Annotated in this window: 25 protein-coding genes; 6 read left to right on the top strand and 19 right to left on the bottom strand. The window is 46.3% G+C overall.

Annotation, left to right across the window (positions count from 1 at the left end; translation table 11 throughout):
• Positions 1 to 189: 189 nt before the first annotated feature.
• Positions 190 to 714 carry a DUF4188 domain-containing protein gene (locus tag AC3WTP_RS20775; protein WP_492396550.1) on the bottom strand — a complete coding sequence of 175 codons (525 nt, stop codon included), beginning with the start codon at positions 712 to 714 and terminating at the stop codon, positions 190 to 192.
• A gap of 19 nt (positions 715 to 733) precedes the next feature.
• The gene (locus tag AC3WTP_RS20770; protein WP_492396549.1) at positions 734 to 1375 is read right to left on the bottom strand and encodes a TetR/AcrR family transcriptional regulator; all 642 of its coding nucleotides are present in this window, start codon (positions 1373 to 1375) and stop codon (positions 734 to 736) included.
• A gap of 286 nt (positions 1376 to 1661) precedes the next feature.
• Between AC3WTP_RS20770 and AC3WTP_RS20765 the strand changes: the two genes are divergently transcribed.
• A complete protein-coding gene (locus tag AC3WTP_RS20765; RefSeq protein ID WP_492396548.1) occupies positions 1662 to 2087 on the top strand; it encodes an ester cyclase in 426 nt (141 codons plus the stop codon).
• A gap of 97 nt (positions 2088 to 2184) precedes the next feature.
• Here the strand turns inward: AC3WTP_RS20765 and pheA are convergent, their stop codons facing one another.
• The 9 genes from pheA to AC3WTP_RS20720 form a co-directional block, all read right to left on the bottom strand.
• Positions 2185 to 3000: a prephenate dehydratase gene (pheA, locus tag AC3WTP_RS20760; RefSeq protein ID WP_492396547.1), complete on the bottom strand. Its 816-nt coding sequence runs from the start codon at positions 2998 to 3000 to the stop codon at positions 2185 to 2187.
• Between the two features lie 74 nt (positions 3001 to 3074).
• Positions 3075 to 3488, bottom strand: coding sequence for a GNAT family N-acetyltransferase (locus tag AC3WTP_RS20755; RefSeq protein WP_492396546.1), 414 nt, complete (start codon positions 3486 to 3488; stop codon positions 3075 to 3077).
• 87 nt (positions 3489 to 3575) lie between these two features.
• Entirely contained in the window at positions 3576 to 4118 is a 543-nt protein-coding gene (locus tag AC3WTP_RS20750) for an AAA family ATPase (RefSeq protein ID WP_492396545.1), read from the bottom strand.
• 138 nt (positions 4119 to 4256) lie between these two features.
• Entirely contained in the window at positions 4257 to 4688 is a 432-nt protein-coding gene (locus tag AC3WTP_RS20745; RefSeq protein ID WP_492396544.1) for an NUDIX hydrolase, read from the bottom strand.
• A 159-nt stretch (positions 4689 to 4847) separates the two neighbouring features.
• Entirely contained in the window at positions 4848 to 5663 is an 816-nt protein-coding gene (locus AC3WTP_RS20740) for an energy-coupling factor ABC transporter ATP-binding protein (RefSeq protein ID WP_492396543.1), read from the bottom strand.
• Positions 5656 to 6552 (bottom strand): energy-coupling factor ABC transporter ATP-binding protein, encoded by an 897-nt coding sequence (locus AC3WTP_RS20735; protein WP_492396542.1) that lies wholly within the window; start codon positions 6550 to 6552, stop codon positions 5656 to 5658. Before AC3WTP_RS20735 ends, AC3WTP_RS20740 begins: the two co-directional genes overlap by 8 nt.
• The gene (locus AC3WTP_RS20730; RefSeq protein WP_492396541.1) at positions 6549 to 7316 is read right to left on the bottom strand and encodes an energy-coupling factor transporter transmembrane component T family protein; all 768 of its coding nucleotides are present in this window, start codon (positions 7314 to 7316) and stop codon (positions 6549 to 6551) included. Before AC3WTP_RS20730 ends, AC3WTP_RS20735 begins: the two co-directional genes overlap by 4 nt.
• 41 nt (positions 7317 to 7357) lie before the next feature.
• Positions 7358 to 7957 (bottom strand): ECF transporter S component, encoded by a 600-nt coding sequence (locus tag AC3WTP_RS20725; protein ID WP_492396540.1) that lies wholly within the window; start codon positions 7955 to 7957, stop codon positions 7358 to 7360.
• A 203-nt stretch (positions 7958 to 8160) separates the two neighbouring features.
• Positions 8161 to 9219 carry a serine hydrolase domain-containing protein gene (locus AC3WTP_RS20720; protein WP_492396539.1) on the bottom strand — a complete coding sequence of 353 codons (1059 nt, stop codon included), beginning with the start codon at positions 9217 to 9219 and terminating at the stop codon, positions 8161 to 8163.
• A 465-nt stretch (positions 9220 to 9684) separates the two neighbouring features.
• Between AC3WTP_RS20720 and AC3WTP_RS20715 the strand changes: the two genes are divergently transcribed.
• Entirely contained in the window at positions 9685 to 10647 is a 963-nt protein-coding gene (locus tag AC3WTP_RS20715) for a GNAT family N-acetyltransferase (protein WP_492396538.1), read from the top strand.
• Positions 10648 to 11052: 405 nt separating this feature from the next.
• Here the strand turns inward: AC3WTP_RS20715 and AC3WTP_RS20710 are convergent, their stop codons facing one another.
• The 4 genes from AC3WTP_RS20710 to AC3WTP_RS20695 all read right to left on the bottom strand — a co-directional run bounded on the left by AC3WTP_RS20710 (position 11053) and on the right by AC3WTP_RS20695 (position 13599).
• A complete protein-coding gene (locus tag AC3WTP_RS20710; RefSeq protein WP_492396537.1) occupies positions 11053 to 11832 on the bottom strand; it encodes a class I SAM-dependent methyltransferase in 780 nt (259 codons plus the stop codon).
• Positions 11833 to 11848: 16 nt separating this feature from the next.
• The gene (locus AC3WTP_RS20705) at positions 11849 to 12262 is read right to left on the bottom strand and encodes an NUDIX hydrolase (RefSeq protein WP_492396536.1); all 414 of its coding nucleotides are present in this window, start codon (positions 12260 to 12262) and stop codon (positions 11849 to 11851) included.
• A gap of 205 nt (positions 12263 to 12467) precedes the next feature.
• Positions 12468 to 12767 carry a DEAD/DEAH box helicase family protein gene (locus tag AC3WTP_RS20700; RefSeq protein WP_492396535.1) on the bottom strand — a complete coding sequence of 100 codons (300 nt, stop codon included), beginning with the start codon at positions 12765 to 12767 and terminating at the stop codon, positions 12468 to 12470.
• Positions 12768 to 12858: 91 nt separating this feature from the next.
• On the bottom strand, positions 12859 to 13599 hold the full coding sequence (locus tag AC3WTP_RS20695; protein WP_492396534.1) for a Bax inhibitor-1/YccA family protein: 741 nt from the start codon (positions 13597 to 13599) through the stop codon (positions 12859 to 12861).
• A 275-nt stretch (positions 13600 to 13874) separates the two neighbouring features.
• Between AC3WTP_RS20695 and AC3WTP_RS20690 the strand changes: the two genes are divergently transcribed.
• Positions 13875 to 14879 (top strand): phosphotransferase, encoded by a 1005-nt coding sequence (locus tag AC3WTP_RS20690; RefSeq protein ID WP_492396533.1) that lies wholly within the window; start codon positions 13875 to 13877, stop codon positions 14877 to 14879.
• Positions 14880 to 14943: 64 nt separating this feature from the next.
• Here the strand turns inward: AC3WTP_RS20690 and AC3WTP_RS20685 are convergent, their stop codons facing one another.
• From AC3WTP_RS20685 to AC3WTP_RS20670, 4 genes are all read right to left on the bottom strand, one after another.
• Positions 14944 to 15993 carry a YybI family spore inner coat protein gene (locus tag AC3WTP_RS20685; protein WP_492396532.1) on the bottom strand — a complete coding sequence of 350 codons (1050 nt, stop codon included), beginning with the start codon at positions 15991 to 15993 and terminating at the stop codon, positions 14944 to 14946.
• A gap of 174 nt (positions 15994 to 16167) precedes the next feature.
• Positions 16168 to 17811: a glycoside hydrolase family 13 protein gene (locus AC3WTP_RS20680; protein ID WP_492396531.1), complete on the bottom strand. Its 1644-nt coding sequence runs from the start codon at positions 17809 to 17811 to the stop codon at positions 16168 to 16170.
• 122 nt (positions 17812 to 17933) lie between these two features.
• Positions 17934 to 18938, bottom strand: a complete 1005-nt coding sequence (locus AC3WTP_RS20675) for a LacI family DNA-binding transcriptional regulator (protein ID WP_492396530.1) — start codon at positions 18936 to 18938, stop codon at positions 17934 to 17936.
• Positions 18939 to 19113: 175 nt separating this feature from the next.
• On the bottom strand, positions 19114 to 20010 hold the full coding sequence (locus AC3WTP_RS20670) for a LysR family transcriptional regulator (protein ID WP_492396529.1): 897 nt from the start codon (positions 20008 to 20010) through the stop codon (positions 19114 to 19116).
• A 125-nt stretch (positions 20011 to 20135) separates the two neighbouring features.
• On the opposite strand from AC3WTP_RS20670, the gene AC3WTP_RS20665 reads away from it, so the two are divergent.
• From AC3WTP_RS20665 to AC3WTP_RS20655, 3 genes are all read left to right on the top strand, one after another.
• Entirely contained in the window at positions 20136 to 20876 is a 741-nt protein-coding gene (locus AC3WTP_RS20665) for an SDR family NAD(P)-dependent oxidoreductase (RefSeq protein WP_492396528.1), read from the top strand.
• Between the two features lie 74 nt (positions 20877 to 20950).
• Complete coding sequence (locus tag AC3WTP_RS20660) at positions 20951 to 21784, top strand: MerR family transcriptional regulator (protein ID WP_492396527.1); 834 nt, start codon at positions 20951 to 20953, stop codon at positions 21782 to 21784.
• Between the two features lie 99 nt (positions 21785 to 21883).
• On the top strand, positions 21884 to 22912 hold the full coding sequence (locus AC3WTP_RS20655; RefSeq protein ID WP_492396526.1) for an NAD(P)H-dependent amine dehydrogenase family protein: 1029 nt from the start codon (positions 21884 to 21886) through the stop codon (positions 22910 to 22912).
• The last annotated feature ends 70 nt before the right edge of the window (positions 22913 to 22982 follow it).

The raw sequence follows: 22982 nt of genomic DNA, 5'->3' as shown, positions 1-22982 counted from the left end.
ACTCGAAATAACGAGCTATTCAATGCACGAGTAATTACTGTAGGGTAGGACTCCAGATTAAAGGGGCTTAGCCGCTTTGTACAACATTTCGCCCTTACAACAGTCGCTCCTCGAGGTATTGTTGCATATTGTACAACATTTTCATCAAGGAGAAGTATGTACATAAGGGCTGCCAACAGCAGCCCTTCATCAATCGAGGTACTTTGCTTCCGGCGTTGCTGGCGTTGGAACAGCGGGATCGCTGTCTCGGCCCAGCCTTCTGCCCGCTGTCTCACGCTTACCGACTGCCTGAACATGGCTCCCTGCCTTCGCAAGACCATATACAGGCATATTGTTATACAGACATTCATACTGTCCCTCGGGGACAAGATACGTTTCATGATAGATGCCGACAGTCCCGCTCGTCCCAACCTTCTGGTTGAAGCTGCGCCAAGCCTCCAAATGGACTGCCCCTTGCCTAGCGTACTGCTCCAAATGCTCGAATGACCTCCAGTATTGAACGACCGACACTCCGCGCCACGAGAAATGAAAGCTAGCATCCAGGAAACCTAGATCACGATTGCGATACAGCTCTTGCATCATAGGATTCATAGCCATGAATACCGGGAGCCATCGATGTACGGCCCACAGCTTGTTGATTCGCATACCGATTATAAATACCACGAAAGATCCATCCATATGGGCTGTGTATCGCCCTGGGATTACGCTGCTCATGAACTGTATCGCTCCTTTATCATTTCAGTTGATTCTCAAGCAATTGAAGATGAGACTCGTAGAAGGCATTAATATCCGAAGAAGCATACAGATGCGCCGTTAAAAATGCCCCATAAAATACAGTGAATAATACCTGCACGGCCATTTCCACTGTGACGTCTGTTCTGAGATTGCCTTGCGAGCGCGCTTCCTCCATACATCGTGTGAACAGTTCGAACATGTTCGGACTTTGTGCGCCAAATTCCTCATGATCAGGGAACAGCAGTCGCACCTCTGCTTTACTAAGCTCTGGCATGCAGGGATGCATCTTCATTTCCGCTAGAAATGATATGAGGCTTGGCATTAATCCCTCTGCTTCCTTCGCCCGCTCCGCTACTTTATTCATGAGGTGGCGAACAGCCACGAAGCCTCGCTTCTCCTCTACCTTGATCTCGATCATACGCTCCGTTAGCCAGATCCGCATAAAATAGACGAGCAAATCCTCCTTCTTCTGAAACAGCTTAAAGAACGTCACCCGCGATACTTCTGCTTCACGACATATATCATCAAGCATCACCTCTCGAAACATCTTATCCTCGATTAAGGACAGACAGGCTTCATATAATGCCACTTTCGTTCTCGCCTTATTTAGCTCCCTTAGGGATATATCTGAATGCTTCATGCTTACCCGACCTTTAAATGCTATATTTTACCTCTTCAAATATGTTAACTCATGTTAATTTACTTTGTCAAGATAAAGCAACTAAACGTTCATGGTCCCCTCCGCACTCGTCTAAGCAGGACATTCATAACCTTCAGTCGTTCAATTCTCGCTGCTTGATAGTACTTATTGATGTTATTCATTATGCTGTGTATATAGTTTTCGCCTTCTGCTCTACCATATTTATATAGCTGACTCGCACCCTATTATAGTAGAATATTGCATATTATCGTCTGGAGGGATTCGAATGACTGCAGGAGAGGTTGTGCAACTGTTTTTTGATAAAGTACGTTCCGGGAAATACCCCGATGCGGCACATGAGCTGATGACAGAACGCGTGTTGGCTCACCAAGTAACAGCGGAAAATGAGGAAACCTTAGAGCGGACTCCCGCCAACTATGCTGATCATGTTCGTGAAATGATTGACGCGTATGGTTCGTTTAGTCTGACGATACAAGAACTTATCGAGCAGAATGATCGTGTCTACGTGCGTTGGAAGCAGGTTGGCACACATGTAGGTGATGTTGGTGGATATGCTCCAACAGGCAGACCTGTGATTCAGATCGCCAGCGCAGTCTACCGTGTGGAACAGGATAGAATCGCAGAATATTGGATTCAGATCGACCGCGAGGGAATTCGTATGCAGCTAGAGAACAACAAGCAGTCTGAATAGCTTATATGGCTGCTTTAGCAAGCTTAGGAGCCATTCATAGCAATAATAAAACCGGTAATCCTCCACCTTCAAATGTGAGATTACCGGTCTTTTATAACTACAGCACAACTGTCGAGTAACTTCCCACCACATGAACCTGATGTCCTAACGTTTCAAAGATTGTTATTGCTTTGATCATACGCTGATCGTCCTGACCCGCTTCCGTCTCCATTAAGAACCGATAGGTACCCAGCTTCTTGCCCGTCGGCCTTGATTCAATCCATGTCAGGTTGATTCCGAGTGCAGCGAACACGTTCAGGATGGAGGACAACACACCAGGGTATTCATTGCTTGGCGTTATTAACAGCATTGTCTTCTTCTGTTCGGTTCCTAATGGCATTGTCTTGCCGACTACGATGAATCGCGTGTGGTTCGCAGAATGATCTTGAATCTCACTATCGAGCACTTTCAAATTATATTCCTCTGCCACCATCTTCGACGCTAACGCAGCCACTGTAGACGAGTCCCGTATAGATTGAGCAGCCTTCGCTGTGCTATCCGTATACTCTGTTGTAAAATGGTTGCGCTTAATGTACTCTCTGCATTGATTCACAGCTGGAATGATGGATCTTACAGTCGTGATCTGACGGATATCCGCATTCGGACTCCCAATCAGATGAAGGGACACCGTAAAGATCAGATCCGCTTCAATGTGCAGGTTGTACAACAAGAGGCCGTCTATCGTCATATGAATGTTGCCTGCGATCGAATTCTCAATCGGAACAATGCATTTATCTACTTCTTCATTACTGACGGCTTCTAACACGTCCAATATAGAGTCATACATCACCCAGTCGGTGTGATCAGCGAAGTATTGATGGGCAGCCTCTTCTGAAAATGTACCCTTGGGACCTAAATAAGCCACTTTGACCATATTCAACCCCCTTCATTTTTATCACGATTATACAGATCTCTCATACTGATGTATAGCTGCAGCTAGCAAGCTGACTAGTACCTCTTGTACATCCCTACTGATCTAGGAGTCGTGTAGTTGAAGCCGTATTGCTTATATAATTGGTCTGCCGGGATATCCGCAATCAAACTAACGTAAGAATCCTTCGGCGCATTGTTCTCTAGATATTCCATGATCTCCGACATGATGATCTTACCGAATCCATTGCCTTGATAGGCTGGATCTACTGCAATATCTACTACTTGATAGAAGCAGCCGCCATCTCCTATTATTCTGCCCATTCCGATAAGCTGCTTATCTTGATTTCTTAAAGTAACGGCAAAGATAGAGTTATTCATCGCGATCCTAGCGCCAGAGAGATCTTTGGGACTTAGACCGGCAGCTATTCTTAATGCGACATATTCCGCTGGGTCTGGGGCTTGATGCAGGACATCGATATGGTTATTCATTCGAGCTCCTCCTCTTTCGTTGCTGTACTAGATTCACTAGCCATAGAATAGGCAGGCCCTTCTTGCGAAGTAACCTGCCCTGAGAAATTACTTTATCAGCGCCTCATCCTGCAGCCTCGCTAGCAGCTCATCAACGGTTTGTTCAGGTGTCAGTTCGGATGAGTCTAGCCACATCCCGATCCGGGGTGTATCATTCCGCAGCAGACTATCTAGCCCTTCCACTGTCCAGATTCCATATCCCGTTTTGGAGCGAGCCGCTTCCCTCAGTGCCACGACTGACGGATTCGGACATAGTACGACGACATAGAAGGGCCTGCTCTGGATGAAAGCAACGAATTCGTTAAGCATCGGACCGACGACAACATCCTGAACAACAACGGTAAATCCAGCTTGGACATAGGTATCCGCAGATTGTGCGGCCAGTTGGTATCGGAGCCGTAATTGCTCCAATTCATCCTCACCCGCGTTGGGTTGTACCTCTTTGCGGTTGTTGACGATCATTCTCCGATACATATCTCCTCGCAAATGCACCGATCTCTCCAAGCGCTCGGCAAGTAATTGAGCTACTGTTGATTTGCCACTTGCCATTATTCCTGTCACGAGGATAACGGCCGGACCTGTTATAGGCATAATGCCTTCACTCCTTTCAAGGTTGTCTAATCATAAGGATTTCAACTGCGGATACTCAGCCAAGAGCAGCTCGTTGGCGACCCGCAGCTTATCATGATACTCCTGATAAGAACTGCTCAATATCTTATAGCAAGTTCCTTATTCCAGCCACTGTCTAGGAGCGATCGTATGGAACAGATTCGGATTGCTGCGATTTAACGCGTCTTGTATACGCTGATACGTGAAGTCGCTTAACGGCCTTGGCAGGTCATCTATGGTGAAATACCTGCACTCTAGTATCTCAGGCGAGGTAGGCTGAGGCATTTGCTCGTCTGCAAGAGTACAGATGAAGGCAAAATGATGCATATCATATTGCGGGTCATAATATACACCTGTCAATGGCCCTACTTGAACATGAAGTCCAATCTCTTCTTCAACTTCCCTGCGTGCGGTATATTGTGCGGACTCGTTCTGTTCAGATTTCCCACCAGGTATCTCCCAGTTGCATTTTCCATAGCTATGCTTTACTAATAGCACCCTTCCCTCGGTATCCAATATAATCGCTGCCGCACCCATTAACTTATTCGACAATGGTATCACCTCAACCTATTTTGCTGAAAATTTTGACTCCATCATAAAAAGTACAGAGCAACTGAGACCCTGCCTCTCCTGCTCTGTACTTATAGTCCATTTATGCTCAGCTCCAAGAGCCGCCGAGATCTCGAGGCTACTCCTACAGCCTCAATGAGCTCATTCGGTTTGCGAATGCTTTCTAGTTTCTGCAAATGAATGTATCAACTGCTCGGCGGTCAGCACCGTCTCCGGCAATCCCCACTGCTTGCCAAGCTGCGTCACATAAGGCGTGTCCAACGCAGCCTCTCGCAGCAGCTCCTGATGGGAGAACACTTCGCTTGTCTCGCCATCCAACAGCACTCGTCCTTTGTTCATCACAATGGTTCGTTCGAAGTGTTCGGCGACGAAGTCCATGTCATGCAGGATGGAGATGACAAGCTTGCCCTCCTGTTTGAGCTGCTCCACGATCTGTGCGATACGTCGTTTCCCAGCAGCATCCTGCGCAATAGTCGGCTCATCCAGAATAATAATATCGGTATTCATAGCGATGATAGACGCTATGCTGATCAGCTTCTTCTCCGATAACCCCAGATCATGCGGGTTAGCATCCGCACGATGGCTCATGCCCACGACCTCGAGCGCCTGCAGCGCACGCTCCTTCGCGGTCGAGGCGTCCATCTTCAGATTCAAAGGTCCGAACATGACCTCCTCTAACGCCGTACGCTTAAAGATCTGATCGTTCGGATTCTGAAAGACGAGTCCGATCTTGCCCGCCAATTGCGCTACAGTAACGCTCTTCGTATGGATCCCGCAAACCCATATCTCCCCGCTCGATGGTTTGAGCAGCCCTTTCAACAGCTTGACGAGCGTCGTCTTGCCCGAACCGTTCTGGCCGATGATCGCCGTCGTACGCTGATCTAGATGGAGGGTCAGCCCATGCAGCACGTTCTGCCCTTCACGGTATCCAAAGCATAAGTCCTGTATGTTAATCATGGCGAACCTCCTCTTCTGGCGGGGTCGGGTCCTCACCCTGAGCACCTTGATCTGCCGCCAGACGTGCAATCCGCGCTTCCTCCAACGTTACAGGGTACGCTCCTGTATCCGGCATGCGGAAGCCGAGTTCACGGCACACCCGTGTATACACGGGTGGCTCGACGCCATATTCCGCCAGATCCTCGCCTGAGAACACGCGAGCAGGCGTATCATAGGCGATGAGCGCTCCTTCATGGAGCAGCGCGATCCGATCGGCATAGACGGCCAACTTCTCCATCTTGTGCTCAGCCAAGATGACCGTCATGCCTTCCCGGCTCAAGCTCTGAATCGCGCGAAACACTTCCTCCGAGCCTTGCGGATCCAACTGGGACGTCGGCTCGTCGAGCACGATAACCTGCGGACGCATCGCGATCACGCTCGCTATAGCCATTCGCTGCATCTGACCGCCTGATAGATCAAATGGAGCATGATCCCTATAGGCGTATATATCAAGAAGATGGAGTGCATGATCAACACGTTCGATCATCTCTTGCCGCGATACCCCCAGATGCTCCAAGCCGAAGGCGACCTCCTCATACACCGTCAGCTTCGAACCCGTCACCTGGGTAAATGGATTCTGGAAGACGATGCCGACCTTCCGAATCGTCTCATCCACCCCGTTCTCCTTGACGTCCATGCCGCCGATCCGGATGCTTCCCCCGTATGCGCCCTTATAGAAGTGGGGTACTAGACCGACAAGCGCTTGGCAGAAGGTCGTCTTCCCCGCCATATTCTTGCCGATGACGCCGATGAATTCTCCCGCTTCCACCGTCAGCGAGATATCGTTCAAGGCCAGCTTGTCCGTCATCGGGTAGCGGTATTTGAGATGTTCCACTTCGATGAGACTCATGCGATCACCCTCCATGTCACGGCTCCGACTAGGATAGCCAGCATGAACCAGCGCAGAAGCGATCCGTGTCGATACTTCTTCTCTTCATTCAAGAACGTCTTCGCGCCCTTTACGTTGAATCCCCGCACCTGCAGCGCCAGCGTTCGCTCCTTCGTATCGATAAGCGAGCTAAGAACAACAGGGCCAATGAGCGGAAGGAAAGCCTTTATGCGCGTCATCAGCTTCCCTTCTGTCTCCATGCCTCTCGATCGCTGCGCATCCATGATCGTATCGACGGTAGACATCATCTGCGGGATGATCTGAAACACAGAATTAAGCACATACCCGATCCGAGGAGACAGCCCCTTCCGCACCAGCGAATCAACCAAATCAGACGGCTTCGTCGTCAAGACGAGAACTAAGAAAGCCCCCACGATATTCAACGAGCGGAAAGCAATGCCCAATGCGAACAGCAGCCCCTCCTCATAGAACGGCCACGTGCCAAGCTGAAACAGCACAGTCTCATTGCCTACATAGAGGAAGCCCTGGATGATCACGACCGTCAACAGCACGAAGCCGACGAAGCCGAATATGGGCAGCGACTGCTTGATTACGCCGGCTGCTCCAAGTATAGCGAAGCTAATAAGCATGCATATCCAGGCCGTATGTATAGAAGGCAAGACGATGGGCAGCGCAATGATTGTGGCGATGTAAACCAGCTTCGTAATGGGATCGATGTGATGCACCATAGACTCCCGTTCGACATACAAGCTCATTAGCTTCATGCTATCCTATCCTTTCTCATCGATAAATCAGGAATGTATTTTCATTCGAGGGAATCAATCTTGTCATTATTCTTATACATGTGAATCAGATTCTTAGGCAGTACACGATATATGCCGTAAGCAGCCAGCACCGTGAGCAATTTGTCTGGTAGGTCAACGACAAGCTCATCCAGGAAGGAAGCAAGCCACATGGAATCCGTCGCATTAAGGACGTAGACATACAAGAGATCGCCCCACACATTGCCCGTCTGTCCGCCCCAGAACCAGATGTTGAGCGGTGTGGAGATAATAACTGCTGTTATTCCAACTGCAAGACCCACGACGACGGCTTTGCCCCAGCTCGAGATCCATCCTTTATACGACATCACACCAGCAACGACTCCAATGAACACGCTAGTCAGTGCATAGACGATTGAGATCGGATCCATCGTCAGTCCGTAAATGATATTGTTGATAAGCCCCGACAGACCGCCTATGAGCGGGCCAGCCAGCATGCTCGCAAGCACTGTCCCGATGGCGTCGAGCCACAATGGCAGCTTCAGCACGCCGGCGAACAATTTTCCGATGTAGTTGATGCCCACAGCTACTGGAATCAACACAAGTGACGCGGTAGAGAAATACCACATACTACGCTTGGACATTATTATTCCTCCTCGAACATGGGATAGGATGGTGATTCTACTACAATAGAGCTTCGGTTCGACCCGCCACCTCCTGCATATTATTCGCATGACCAGTTGTTTCACTTTATTCCACATACAGGCTAGCATACCTGCGGAAATTTTTCACTATCCAATCTAACAATATTAACCGTCTCCAACGCGTTGTGTTTGACCACCTAACGCTATCTGAACGAAGCCAATAATAGCTGTTCCGCTTTCTTGTGCAGCTCCCATACATTGCAGCTTTGATTGGCTAATATGATACTGGTCGTATCAATCTCCGGATAGTAAGCCATCATTGCCGCCACGCCTGCGTTTGAGCCCTCTTTATACATCCGAATCAGATCACCCTCAAGATTGTACGTAAAATGAAAACCATACCCGTTAACAACTTTCCCCCATTCATATTTCCGCTCTAATGTGGCATGAGGCTTCATGATCTCCTGAGTCATGCTTGGGGACAGCAGTCTCCCGTTAATTAATGCGCGCATAAATAAATCAAGATCGCCAACCGTAGTAAAAGCGCCTCCATCAGAAGTACCTATCGGCGGAAATGAATAAATATTCTTTTTCCATACTACTTCATTATTCTCGTTATATACGGCAGCATATCCTTCTGCGATCGGAGCGTCACTCTCCTCTTTTGAAGCAAATGACGTGTTATGCATCCCGCAAGTGCGGAATATGTTATGTACGACATAATCTCTATAGCTTTCATGGGTTACCTTTTCAATCGCAAGTCCAAGCAATACAAATGCGCAGTTATTATAGCTGACGTTCGTTCCCGCCTTGAACTTCGGCTCCTTATAGGCAAACTGCGGGATAAAATCGATACAATTTCGGATTGAATAATTGGGTTTGCTGATAAACAGCTCTTCATAGCTCTCCCCGAGTTCCTCATCCGCATCATCTGCTATACCAGATGTATGAGTAAGCAAATGCGTAATGGTAACATCAGTAGGAATTCGGGTTCCCGTTAAGTCGATGATATCCGTTATCCGGTCGTCGAGACTGATCCGCCCCTGATCAACCAGCTGTAAGATCGCTACTGCTGTAAACAGCTTCGTGATCGACGCTGTATCGAACATCGTATCCATATGATTAGGCACCTTGAATCCCCTATGCGCCAATCCATATGCCTGCGCTAATAAGATATGATCACTTCTCTTAATTAAGCCTGCCCCAGCGAAATGATGCTCTCTATAATACTGTTCAAATAAAGAAACTAGCTGATTGTCCATGAATCTTCCTCCTCTTAGTACCAATCCCTATTTCATTTTACTATTTGCTCATTCAATTTATTGGTAATATTCATCTATAACTAAACTCGGTAATTAACCTCTAGCAAACTAACTATGCATCTAAAAATATCCGTTTGAGTGGCACTTCCGCTTTCTCCGCGAATTGCATCAACGTAGATTCCGGATCCGGAACACCATTGAATAGGGGTAAATAATACACCATTTCGACATGAGCTCGCTCTGAATCTTCGTGCTGTCGAATTCGAATCCGGTCAGAATATCTGGCTTGAAATTGTCCGGATTGCTAGCGAACACCCCTAGTTCCATGGAATCCGACTTTCTGTTATGCCGATCATGTACAGGATAAATGCCTGTGGATCAAATTGCTTTATCCGTTCTTTCCCTTTTGTATCTTTTTTCTTTAGGTATGATGGAGATAAGGAATACAAAGAGGGGGAGATTAAATTGGAACAATGGTCAGACCATATTGCGGTTTATGAGCTATCCCAAGAATATTCGTTGCATCACGCTAACTCGGAAGAATGGGGTATCTATTACTCTGTTTATTACAACATGGAGTACAACGGCTTTTTCAAGGATCAAGGATTGACCATGAATCATTGGCGAAAGAAATTCTGGATATACAGAGGCCCTAACAAGATAGGCGGGGTTGTCATTGCGCCAAATCTAATATTCGGGTTGTTTTTTATTCCGCCATTTAACGAACAATCTCAGGTAATGAAGCTGCTGAAGAACACTCTTCTTCACTGGTCAGATCGGACAACCCGTATAACCGCCTACGAAATATTGCCTGATCAAATCGATCTATTTGCGAGAGCCGGATTCTGGCCAGGGGAATTTAGATGTCGATGGATGCAGAGACCAACAGAGAGGTTCCATATTGCTTGGGACGAGCAGTTCAGAATTGCGCCTCCCGAATTTTCCTGCGAGGGGGACCGGAAGTTGCTTGCTAATGAAGAAGAGGTGGCGGAGTTCCACTATAGAAGCTTCTCGAACCAAATCGATCAAGTACGAAGAAAGTGGGATTCATTAGATTCCTTCACCGCTATGATAAGAGATTATCCGTCGGAGTCAAATGAACAATTGCTAAGCGCTTCAACACTTGTATACGACAGCGAGTCCAATCAACTGATCGGCGCTTGCCTCGTCTCCATGCAGGATAATCTACCAGCCATATATGACATCTCCGTATTACCCGCCTACTCTGGAAAAGGGATAGCAACCAGAATGCTGCAGAGAGCTCTAAGCATTTTGAAGGAACTGAACTACCCGATCCTTCGTCTCTACGTTATGCAAGGAAACCATGCGGAATCGGTTTACTATAATCTAGGGTTTATACCTGGACCGGTAGAAGTACAACACTGCTATATTCCAGCGTCTGCAGTGGACGGTGTGTCTCATCCATAGGTGGTCGCTAACTACATAGACAAGAGGTTGTCCTAAAAGTCATTTTTCTGATGTCTTTTGGGACAACCCTTCTTTGTTTCTACACCAATAAGAAACTGCTCACCTAGTCGATGATACTGAATCAGCGGTGTTTTCATCCGATAGCACATACGGTGACAGCAAGGCCGTATGACCCGCGCTTGAACGGACACAGGGGCCGCTATTTCATGATTTTCGGGTATTTTTTGAGGGTTTGCGGACTCAGATGACGCTATTTGCTTCAAAACTAGCACTAAACTGCTAATTCAGGTCAAATAACGGCTCTACGGTCCGCTAGTATGGCGAATTAGTGGTATTTTCTGCAAATAGCGGCTCCTGTGTCCGCTCCTGGCCCTTGTAGATAGCTATCGATTGCTACTTATGAACTTACTTCTTCTGTGCTAGATACAGCACGGATAGATAAGGCCGCTCAATAACACCATTGTGTTTGCCAGCAAAGACCACTAGATCTTGATACGCTTTTTCTTTCTCTTCCTTAGACTTTTGCACGAAGATATTAGTGGTTAACATAAATCCATAATAGTCATCAACTGAATACCTCTGACTCCATAAGCAGCGATGAGTCTGCGGCTTGGTGAAAAGGCCTGACTCTTCGATCTGTGAGCTGATGGAAGCAATTCGATGTTCACAACCAGCCTCTGACAGAAAGTCTGCAAAGCCGCCATATTTATTCGACAATGCTACGAGTTCATTATCTAGTTCATTGTCATACGTAATATACATGTTCCATAATAACGCGAGATATCCGCCTTCCTTAAGTGCAGCTGCACATTTTTGGAACCCGATCGGCTGTGGAACCCAATGGAAGGCTTGCGCTGAGAATACGACGTCGTATGCAGCTTCTGTGACCGCATATTCTTCAAATCGTGCTTCCTCGAACCTGACAGAGGGATAGTCAGAGAATTTCTTTCTCCCCTCTCTGATCAGATTAGAGCCAGGCTCCACACACAGTATATTGCAATGGTATGGAAGGAGTAATTCTGTTGCTTTTCCGCTGCCTGGACCTATTTCAAGTACATTCGACTTATCGGTTATATCTGCACTGCTTACTAAGGTATCAATAATATGTTGCGGATAGCTTGGTCTGTATCGATCATAATACTCTGCTGTTTGGTCAAACATGGTGCTTTCTCTTTTCCAATCCAAGTCCCTCTCCCCCTCTCTAGCTTAAAACTGCATCCTTGCACATATTAACCTGCGCCACCATATGCCCTATATTTCCTTCGCCAGCATACAAAGACATATCAAAGAAATCAGGCGATAAATCCGACCAGTACAGTTTATTTTCATCGCCGTAAGCAAGGACGTCGTGTTTTAATTTCCCAACGTATACTTCGACATAACAATTCTGAACGTAATATGTAAAATCCATCAAATGATGCAAGGTTATATCCTCTTGGGTGATGCTTGTTTCCTCAACTAATTCTCTGTAAGCACTGTCTATTCCTGTTTCGTCATCTTCAATCTTACCGCCTACTAGATTGCTTAATCCTTTATACGGATCTTTTAATCTCTTGCACATCAACAGCTTATCTAAGTTCTTGTTGTAGACCATGATAACATTATAGCCTTGCATAAATTCAGCCCCTAACTTCCAAGGATGGTCTTATCTCCATGCGCTGATCCGTTCGGATTTATCGACAAAACGGGCCGACATGGCTTTCGTTCTCGCAGATAGCAGTACCTTTCTCCCCTCCGTAGTTCGAGTGTATACGAGCTCAGCGGGACCGATGTGTTTCTGCCATAAAGCGGCAAACCGCTCCGCGTCCTCCTTCTTCCGATCAATAACATCCGGCAGCGCGTGGTATTCTCTTCTTAATCGTCAGCGTCGGCGCCACAATAAACGTCGGCCCGTTCACCCGAAGCATCACTTCCAGCCCGAGCACGGTTTTGCCGAAACCCGGAGGGGCGACAAGATGGAGATGACGGTTTTCTAAATGATGATCCAGCTCGTCCAATATTCTTTTTTGGTAGGAACACCACGAATGGCGAAATGAGATGTTTGAAGGGAAAAGCCTCATGTCATTCCGTCTCCCCTCACGCAATGCTATTTCGATTTTTCTCTTAGTGAAGATCCCCACAAAAAAACTGCCCCCCATTGTTCGTTGTATCTAAACAATTGGGGGGCAGTTCACATTCTTGAAAGCCTTCTTTATGCTGCAAGGGTTGGGATTAATCCCGGCTTGCCAGCTTCGAAAGCAGACGGATAATCTCGATGTACAGCCATACGAGGGTAACCATCAAACCGAAAGAGCCGTACCACTCCATATATTTCGGTGCGCCCCGCCGAGCTCCTTCTTCGATGAAGTTAAAGTCCAGCACGAAATTCAGGGCAGCAATAATAACGATGATAATCGAAATCCCGATCCCGAGCGGAGTGCTGTCATGCAAATACGGCACTGTCACACCGAACAAACCAAGCACAAAACTCAACAGATATACAAGCGCAATTCCTAACGTAGCTGCGAAGACGCCTCGCTTGAAGCCTTCAGTCGCTTTGATTAGACCCGTTTTGTAAACGATCAGCATAGCCATGAATACGCACATGGTCAGCAGGACTGCCTGCAGGGTAATACCGTAATATACGTATTCGTAAGCAGCCGATAGAGCTCCTAGAAATAGACCCTCTGCAATCGCATAGATCGGCGCCAGATACGGTGCTGCCGTTGGCTTAAAGCTGATGATCAGCGCCAACACAAAACCGCCAATCGCACCTCCGATCATATATGGGGATGTATCGTACCCATTGAAGAACATAGCCCAGGATATGACAGCCGCCCCTACTAGAAGCGCTAGCATCATGAACGATTTATTCACCGTTCCGCCGATCGTCATCGTCTCTCGGTCATTGTAATATCCGTTCTTTTCAAATGTCTTTTCGTTGAGCGTCGGATTTCCGCTACGACCTATCACATTAATTGCCTCCCCAACTTTTTTATTTCCATTCTAGCACATGTCGGGATAATTTAGGCAATACAAAAATGTTGTTCTTTTATGAATCGTCAGCATCCGTACTTATTTTAGATCAACATCCATGTAAAATCACAACAAACCCTCGTAAACGGCTAGTTTTTAATGATTCTCTAGGCACTAGGCCATACACGCTCCCCCTATCGATGAATAACCTAGTTAATAGCTTTGCTCTCGATATTGTTCTTTCTCCCATCTTGAAAGAAGCGAGGTTGCCCATGGCAAATTCCTATACCAAAAGCCGAATACGCAAGATTGTCCGCCGCTTTGGCCTGGTCCCGTTGAGTTCAGACTCGATCGCGTCCTTTTACCGCAAAAACGCCATCGTCCGAGTACAAACGGAAAGTGGAACCTATGCTATGAAGCCCTTTTTTCGGAGTATTCTATTCCGCGCGGGTACAATTGGTCAAATGAAAACAACTGCAGATTATATTCAACTCTTAATGAATAGCGGCTTCAGTAACATGCCTACATGGCTCACGAGCAATTCCGGAAAGCTATGGACTGTAAACCAAGGAAGGCCCTTCTACGTAACCACATGGATAAATGGAAGGAAGTTGGAGAATCAAGAAGATTTCGAAAAGCTTGGTCGGGCCCTTGCCTCCCTGCATACAACAACCAGTCTTTCCCTTCCCATTAACAGCCCCTTTCACGATCATATCCGCTTCTGGCAGAACCAAGACCGTCTCTTTCGTAAACGAATGTCAACAGCAAACCGAACGAAAAAATGGACGCGCGGATGGTACAAAAGGTTCGGAGATTCCTGTCACGAACTTTCGGATCGGACCTGGACCGAACTAATGCGCCCTGAGATTGTAGACCTCTTAGGTAAGGAAATGATCCGTCCCGCATTGATACACAGTGATATTACTTCACAGAACGTCATTATTTCCGATAACGGCCAACTCTTCATCATTGATTGGGACCGCATTAAGGCGGGATCCATCTATGTTGACGTAGCAACCGCCCTCATGAACACGACTTGCTTCGATCCTGTTTTCATACATTCGCTGTTAAAAGGGTACGAAGAACTCCATCCTTTAGACCGGACCGAACGCCAATTGATTTCTGCCTTGTATCGATTGCCTCGGGAAGCATGGCATGCCGCTCAGTTCCCTGATCGCCCAGGAAGCCGTAATATGTTGGACATTATGGAGCAAACATGGCTTCTCCGATTACAGGCAATGGATGTATTAGATGAATGGACAAATCTACTCCAATAAAACAAAACCATCGACGGCATCGAAAGCCGTCAATGGTTGTTGGGGTGACTTCATAGTTGTAAGGCTATTTCTTTAGAATCGAAAAAGCTTTATTTAGGTTCAAGTCCTTGTACAGTTGATCAAACTTTTTGCCATCGGCCGATGCAGAATCAAACGGGTTGGATTGAGGTCCTGTAACTACATATACCATACCGTTTGCCTCAGCAATGATACCTCCGATTTGACTCTTGTCTTCCTCCGAGAACTTATTCCAATCGTTCTGTGCGAACACAGAGATTGTCATTAGCGTTTGGGAATCCTTCTTGTCCTTCGTTGTGTAATCAAAGTGAACTACATGCTTAGCCGAAGGAAACATGCTGTCGGACTTTTCATCGCGTACCGTATAATGACCATTCCAGGAAGCAGGTATTTCTAGGCTGAAGTTTGCTTCGGCATTTTTGTACAGCGTTCTTTTCGCTTGATCCTCAGATGGGCTCTGATCTTTCTTCGGCTCTGTCACTTTTTTACCGATCAGATCCCATTTGTCCTTGTTCCATTTCCAGGTAGAAGTAATGTAAGAGGTTGTATCCGAAGCGGTAGTTCCAACCCGCTCAACACCCTGCAGCGCGTAAGAGTTTTTATGGTTCAGATCGATTGGTGTCAGCTTCATGAAGCCTACCCCCTGTAGACCTTCCTTCCCTTTTTGAATTCCTGGCAGCGGAAGTTCTACAGGCTTGCTGTTTTTCAGAGTGTAAATATGGCTGGTAGTATAACCGCCGCTGCCACCTGTATCTGCCGTAACCATGATGTCAGCCACTTTATCTTTAGTAAGATCCGGAACCATTAGCTTAGGAGAATACCCTCCGTCATGCAACGGAACAGAGATCGTTTTCTTCGTCTTCGAATCTTTTATAGTAAGCAGCAGCTCATCGTTATATGTATCGCTTGCCTTTTCCTTCTGACCATAGAGCGTGATGACGTCGGGTTTCTTGTCGCCGGTTACGTCGACTTGCTTTTGCTCCAGCTTGTACATATTGGAAGGCAGCTTGAAGCTGTCGTTACTAGCGGCCAATGCGGTTCCGCTGAGTGCTAGCGATGCGATCATAGTACTTGTAAGGATTTTTTTGAAATTCATGCTGATTCCTTCTCTCTTTTTGCTGTTGATTAATGTTTGCAATGTCATTATAGTCCTGCTCAAATAAGATTTAGTTACATCTAAATTACGTTAATGTAAAACTATTGTAAGAAATCACCCCTAAAAGTAAAAAAAAACTCACACATAGAGCGTGTGAGCTGTGACCTTGAACATTTATACCCTTACCGCAAATACTTCATACGGTTTTAACGTTAGCTGTTTAACATCGATCTCTGAACGATTGTAGTTGCTCATAATGATCTCGGACACGTTCTCATCTGCAGCAAAACCATGTTTCCGCTCAGAAATATTGGCAACAACGAGCCATTTGTCTCCTTCATATATGCGGTGGTAAGCAAATACCTCTTCCGGCGTATTAACGATCAGTTCAAAGTCGCCCCATACGACAATCGGGTTGTCATGGCGCAGCTTGATTAATCGCTGATACGTATAGAAGATCGAATCCGGATTATCGAGATTCTGTTTCACATTAATGGTCGTATAGTTGTCATTCACGTGCAGCCAAGGCGTACCGGCAGTAAAGCCTGCATTGGCGCTGTCGTCCCATTGCATCGGCGTACGGGCGTTATCTCTTCCCTTAGCATTGATCGATGCGATGATGTCTTCTGGAGCGTACCCTTTAGCCAAGCGATCATGATACATATTGACGGATTCGATATCCTCTACTTCGTCGATGCTCAAGATAGGACGGTTGGTCATGCCAATCTCTTCGCCCTGATAAATGTAAGGCGTACCTTTCATCATGTGCAAGAGAACGGCGAACATTTTCGCGCTCTTATCATGGAGTTCCTTATCGTTACCCCATCGGGACACAATTCGCGGCAAGTCATGGTTATTCCAGAATAAGCTGTTCCACCCTTGATCGCCTAGCGATGTTTGCCACTTCGCCAGCACTCTTTTTAAATCCGCTATATCCAGAGGCTTTAGATCCCACTTATCCTTGCCTTCTTGCTGGTCTAAGCACACATGTTCAAATTGGAACACCATAGACAGCTCATGTCGTGCCGGATCCGAATAAAGCTTCGCGATTTCCGGTGTCGCTCCCCAAGTCTCGCCTACAGTAAGGACATCATGGGAGCCAAATGTTTGTTGATTCATTTCCTGCAAATATTCATGCAGCTTCGGTCCGTTACCCGTAATTCCTTGATCCGGAATCTTTCCCACCAAATCGATGACATCCATACGGAAGCCGCCTACACCTTTATCCAGCCAAAAATTCATCATGTCGTAGACTTCTTGGCGAACCTTAGGATTCTCCCAGTTCAGGTCTGGTTGGCGCTTACTGAATAGATGCAGGAAATACTGGCCGCTTGCTTCATCCCATTCCCAAGCAGGGCCGCTAAATGTGGAGCACAAGCCATTCGGAACGCCCCCGTTCACCGGATCGCGCCATATATAGTAATCTCGATATTCATTATCCTTGCTCTTTTTCGCTTCTATAAACCATTTGTGCTCATCGGAAGTATGATTGACGACAAGGTCCATAATGATCTTGATGCCGGCCTCATTCGCCTTCGCTATCAATTCTTCCATATCATCCATTGTGCCGAATTCATCCATAATGTCTTGGTAATCGCTAATGTCATAACCATTGTCATCATTCGGGGATTTATAGACTGGCGACAGCCAGATCGCTGTAATCCCTAACAGCTTCAAGTAGTCAATCCGATTAATGATTCCTCTCAGGTCGCCGATTCCGTCTCCATCGCTATCCTGGAAACTTCGCGGGTAGATTTGATAGATAACGGCGGTCTGCCACCACTTTACTTCTTTTTCTTGTGTCATGGTTTCATTCATCAGATTCATATCCTTTCAGGTTGAATGGTGAAGCTCTATAAGCTCTACGTAAACGTTTACGTAGTGCGTAAAAAGGTTCTGATTCTGCACACATGCTCAAAATCAGACTTTTGAATAACCTTTTACAGTAATTTTTGTACCGACTTGCGTACCACTAATTCATGCGGAATCACTTGGGACTCAATCTTGATTCTATGCTGAACAGAGTCAATCACTTTCAAGCAGCCTTCTCTCCCCATGTCGTACAAGGGCTGTGCTACTGTCGTAAGGGGAGGTATAGACATACGTGAAACCTTGGAATTATCGTAGCCGACCACGGAAATATCCGTTGGTACCCCCATTCCATGTTCAAAACAAGTCGACATGATCCCTAATGCAGCTTCATCGCTTGCGCAGAACACTGCCGTAATATTGGCCTGATCTTCAATAAACGCCTGCATCGCTTGCTTTCCTGAATCAAAGCTAAAATCCCCGGGCTTAATCAGGTTCAAGTCTACCTTGATACCATGATCGCGCAGCGCTTGCGTGTAACCATTAATTCTCGGAGCACCGGATATCGGATCATCGGGATTGGCCCCTGCCATCCCAATTACTCGATGGTTGTTCTCAATCAGATGCTCGACTGCCGTATACGCCGCGCTGAAATCATCAACTTTTATATAAGGCGTATCTTCTCGATTCGTTTGGGTAGAGAGCAGGATGAAGGGAATGCCGAGCGATGACAAAGAGTCTATTGCGGCCTCTTGCAGTCTAATGGAAACTATAATAAGCCCATCTACTCTCCGCTCACCCATCAGATTCAGGCTTTCATGGATTCGGGAACCGTTGCTGCCGGCATGAGTTAATATCACGCTGTACCCATGTTCATAAGCAACATCTTCTATTCCTCTTATAATGTCGCCATAAAATGATGTTGCAACATCCGGCATAATGACGCCTATGGTGTTGGTTGACTTCTGCACTAGGCTTCTAGCATTTTCGTTTTTTCGATATCCTAATTCTTTGGCAACAGCGATAACCTTCTTCTCGGTTTCCTCATTGTACCCGCCAAGATTATTCATTACTCTCGATACAGTCGCGGTTGAGACACCGGAAACTCTTGCTATGTCCTTAATTGTAGCTGCCATCAGACCACCTCTCTTACGTAAACGTTTTCTAAATATTTATAACTAACGTAAGAACAACATTAACCACACTGGTTAAACGTTTACGTAACTAATATAAGTTCCTAGTGTTCCTCTGTCAACGGTTTTTTCGAACCGCTTTCAAACTAGGGGCATTTTGGTTTTCGCCATGCCCCTCCTATTTCCTGGATGATCGGTTTGAAAGCTCCTGCTTGAAAAATTGATAAAGCTTTGAGCTTGCCAACTTCAATGGATATTCTGACGTTTTGCAGAGGATGCCGAAAGTCATATCGATAAGACTGCCGCTAATATTCCGTACCGTAACTCCTACTGGGACTTTTCTCAATACAATCCTCGGCACAAGAGCAATACCTAATCCACTTTCGACATAATACTTCAAAGCTGTCATACTCCCTATCTCCATCGTGTCTAATGAAATATTCCCTGTTTCCTGCAGCACCATCTCAAGTTTTTTGCGGTACGGACAGGCTGCTGAAGTAATGAGCAGACGATGTCCACGAAAATCATCCGGAGCAATTGTCGCTTTTTCCGAAAGCGGATGGTCCTCCGGCATTAAGACCACAAACTCCTCCTTAAACAACGGTTCAAAATAAAGATCAGAACCTAGATCGGGCGCCGAGCAAAGAGCTAAATCAAGGTCCCCCTGGCGAATTCGTTCACAGAGCGTTGGTGTATTTGTAATGTCTACGGAGATACGGATGTTCGGATAATGGGATAGAAACCTTTTCAAAATATCAGGTAATCGATGGCTGGCAGTTGGCTCCGTAACCCCTAAACGAATACTTCCCGCCTCACCCAATTGTAAATCAGATAAATGCGTCTGCAATTGCTCCATACTTTTAACGATTTGCAGACTTTGCTCATAAAACATTCTACCTGCTTCTGTTAACCGAATTTTCTTCCCACGTTCAATCAACTGAACACCCAAGTCGGATTCAAGTTTCTGAATTTGCATCGTGACTGTGGATTGAGCATAATTCATTTCTTCGGCTGCACGGATAAAGCTCCCGTAGTTCGCTATCAGATGAAACGTTTTTAATGTTTTAAGTTCCATTTTAATACCTCAGTTCCATAGTTCAATAATTTTGAACAAAGACTTCAATTGATTCAATTATACAAATCAAGAAGGTTCATATACAATTTTTTTAGATTGTGGCACAGCAGAAGGAGATGATTGATATGGATTTAAATGAAAAAGTTGTGATTGTTACTGGCGGTGGCACCGGGATCGGCAAAGCAACATGCCTCGCACTGGCTAAGCGTGGTTCAGCCGTAGCAGTGAACTACTCGCGTTCCAAAGCGGATGCGGAGGAAACAGCCCAAATCATCAATTCCGAAGGTGGGCGCGCTCTAGCCGTTCGAGCCGATATTTCTCAAGACAAGGAAGTAAGGGATATGGTCGATACCATTGTTAAACGGTTCGGAACTGTTGATTTGCTCGTAAATAACGCCAGTATTACACGGCATATTTCGTTTGATGATTTAGATGCGGCAACGGAGGAAGTATGGGATGAGCTTTATGATGTGAATGTCAAAGGAATGTTTTTCTGCGCGAGAGCCGTTGCCCCTTTCATGAAGAAAAATAATCAAGGAGCCATCGTCAATATTGGCAGCATAGCAGGACAAACAGGGTTAGGCTCCTCACTTCCATACGCTGTATCCAAAGCTGCAGTTCATGGTCTCACTAAATCGTTAGCACGTGCTCTAGCTCCAAATATCAGGGTCAACTGCGTTGTGCCGGGAGCCGTCGCGACAAGATGGTGGGATGGAAGGGAAGAACAAATGAAGCGATTAGCTCCAAATCTTTTGTTGCAGCGTATTTCAACACCCGAAGATATAGCGCAATTGATCTGTGCGGCCTTGGAACAAGAAGCGATGACAGGACAAATCATTACTATAGATAGTGGACAAACGTTGTAAAATAATAATGACCGGACAAGTGGGAGCCTGTTTGGTCATTATGACAATAACATGATGGAGAGGGCACAACCGTTATGGAAAAACTATCGATCGGCCGCATGGCCGAATTGAATCACACCTCTGTGCAGACGCTGCGCTATTATGCCAAGCTGGGGCTGTTACAACCTGAGTATGTGGATGAGGACACCGGTTACCGCTATTACAGTATCAAGCAATGCGCCAGACTAGATATGATCAACTATATGAAATATTTAGGCATGTCACTGGACAATATTAAGACTTGGTTTGATACCGAAAATGTAGAGTCCATTCCCGATATGCTGCGGCAGCAAGCGTTCCTCATTGATCATAAGATGAAAGAGCTGGATTTGATGAAAAAAGCGGTACAGGTCAGCATTAACAATTACGATACATATATGAGCGCTCCTGGGAACGGACATATCGTTCTGCAGCATATTCCCGCGCGCAAAATCTATTGTTACGACAGCAGCGTCAATATCTATGAAAACACGCTCGAAACGTACGAATATATATTGCGGGAACTGCGCGCCCAGGCGATCGTTAACCATCTGCCCATGGCTTACTTCTGCAATGTCGGCTCTATTATCCGGCAGGATACGATTGAACAGGGGCTGTTTGTGTCGACGGAAGTGTTTCTATTTGTAGATCATGACTTTGAGATGCAGACAGGTGTGGAGATTATCCCTGAGCACGACTACTTGTGCATATACTGCGACAGCTTCTTTCATGAGCGGGATTATGCGGGCAAATTGTTCGATTATGTGAAGGAACACGGCTATGAGGTGGTTGGCGATTACATATGTGAAGTAGTCGTGGAACTGCCGGTATTCCATCATGACGAGCGGAATATGTTTATGAAGCTTCAAATTCCGATCAAAAAGGGTTGACTCTATAGCTACTATAGACTTTATGATAAGGGCATAGGAGCTCCAATATTATTTGTACCATAGTATGTGAAAATAATAACAATGTAGGAGGTTGTCCACATGAAAGAAAGAATTAGAGTCATTCAATATGGTTGCGGTAAGATGGGTCAGGTTTTTCTCAGATATTTGCATGAAAAAGGTGCAGAAATCGTAGGGGCGATTGATCTCAATCCGAACGTCGTCGGCAAAGATATAGGCGAAGTAGCAGGCTTAGGCATGAAGTTGAATATACCTGTTCGCTCTGACGCCGAGCAAGTATTCAAGGAATGTGACGCACATGTGTGTATCATTGCGACGACAAGCTTGTTGACGGACACTTATAACGCCTTTGAATTGGCTGCTCGTCACGGTGTGAACGCGATTAGCACATGTGAAGAAGCGTTCTATCCTTGGACAACCTCTCCAGCGCTGACTAACCGTCTGGATCGACTCGCGAAAGAGAACAATTGCACCTTAACCGGATCAGGGTATCAAGATGTGTTCTGGGGCAATCTGATTACGGTACTAGCAGGCGCTACGCATCAGATTACTAGAATTGAAGGCATGTCCAGCTACAACGTCGAAGAGTACGGCATCGCACTTGCGGAAGTTCACGGAGCAGGCTTGACGCTTAAGGAATTCGATGAGAAGATTGCCAGCAACAACGACCTTCCATCCTTTATGAGAAACGCCAACGAATGGCTGTGTTCGCAGTACGGATGGACGATTAAGTCGATGGATCAACAACTGATTCCGATGACGCATGATAAAGATCTACACTCCACTACACTCGGCAAGACGATTCCTGCCGGAGATGCGACAGGCATGTCCGCAGTCGTTACGACAGTTACCCATCAAGGGCCGGTCATCGTAACGGAATGTATCGGTAAAGTGTACGCCGAAGACGAAGTGGATCACAACGACTGGGTTATTAAAGGCGAGCCGAAGACAGAGGTTAACATCGCTTGCCCGGCAACGGTAGAGCTTACTTGTGCGACAGTCGTCAACCGTATTCCTGATCTGCTTCAGGCACCGGCTGGCTTCTACACATCGGAGAAGATGGCTCCTTCCCAATACCGCACATACCCACTTCATTACTATGTAAAATAAATAAACGTTGATCTGAAGGCGACGGCTAACAGCTGTCGCCTTTTCTGATGTTTAGTAATCGTTAAACTAT

Source organism: Paenibacillus sp. EB106-04-04-XG159, assembly GCF_058791835.1.
Note: the sequence above shows the minus strand (reverse complement) of the source record. Positions and strands in the feature narration are given on the sequence as shown.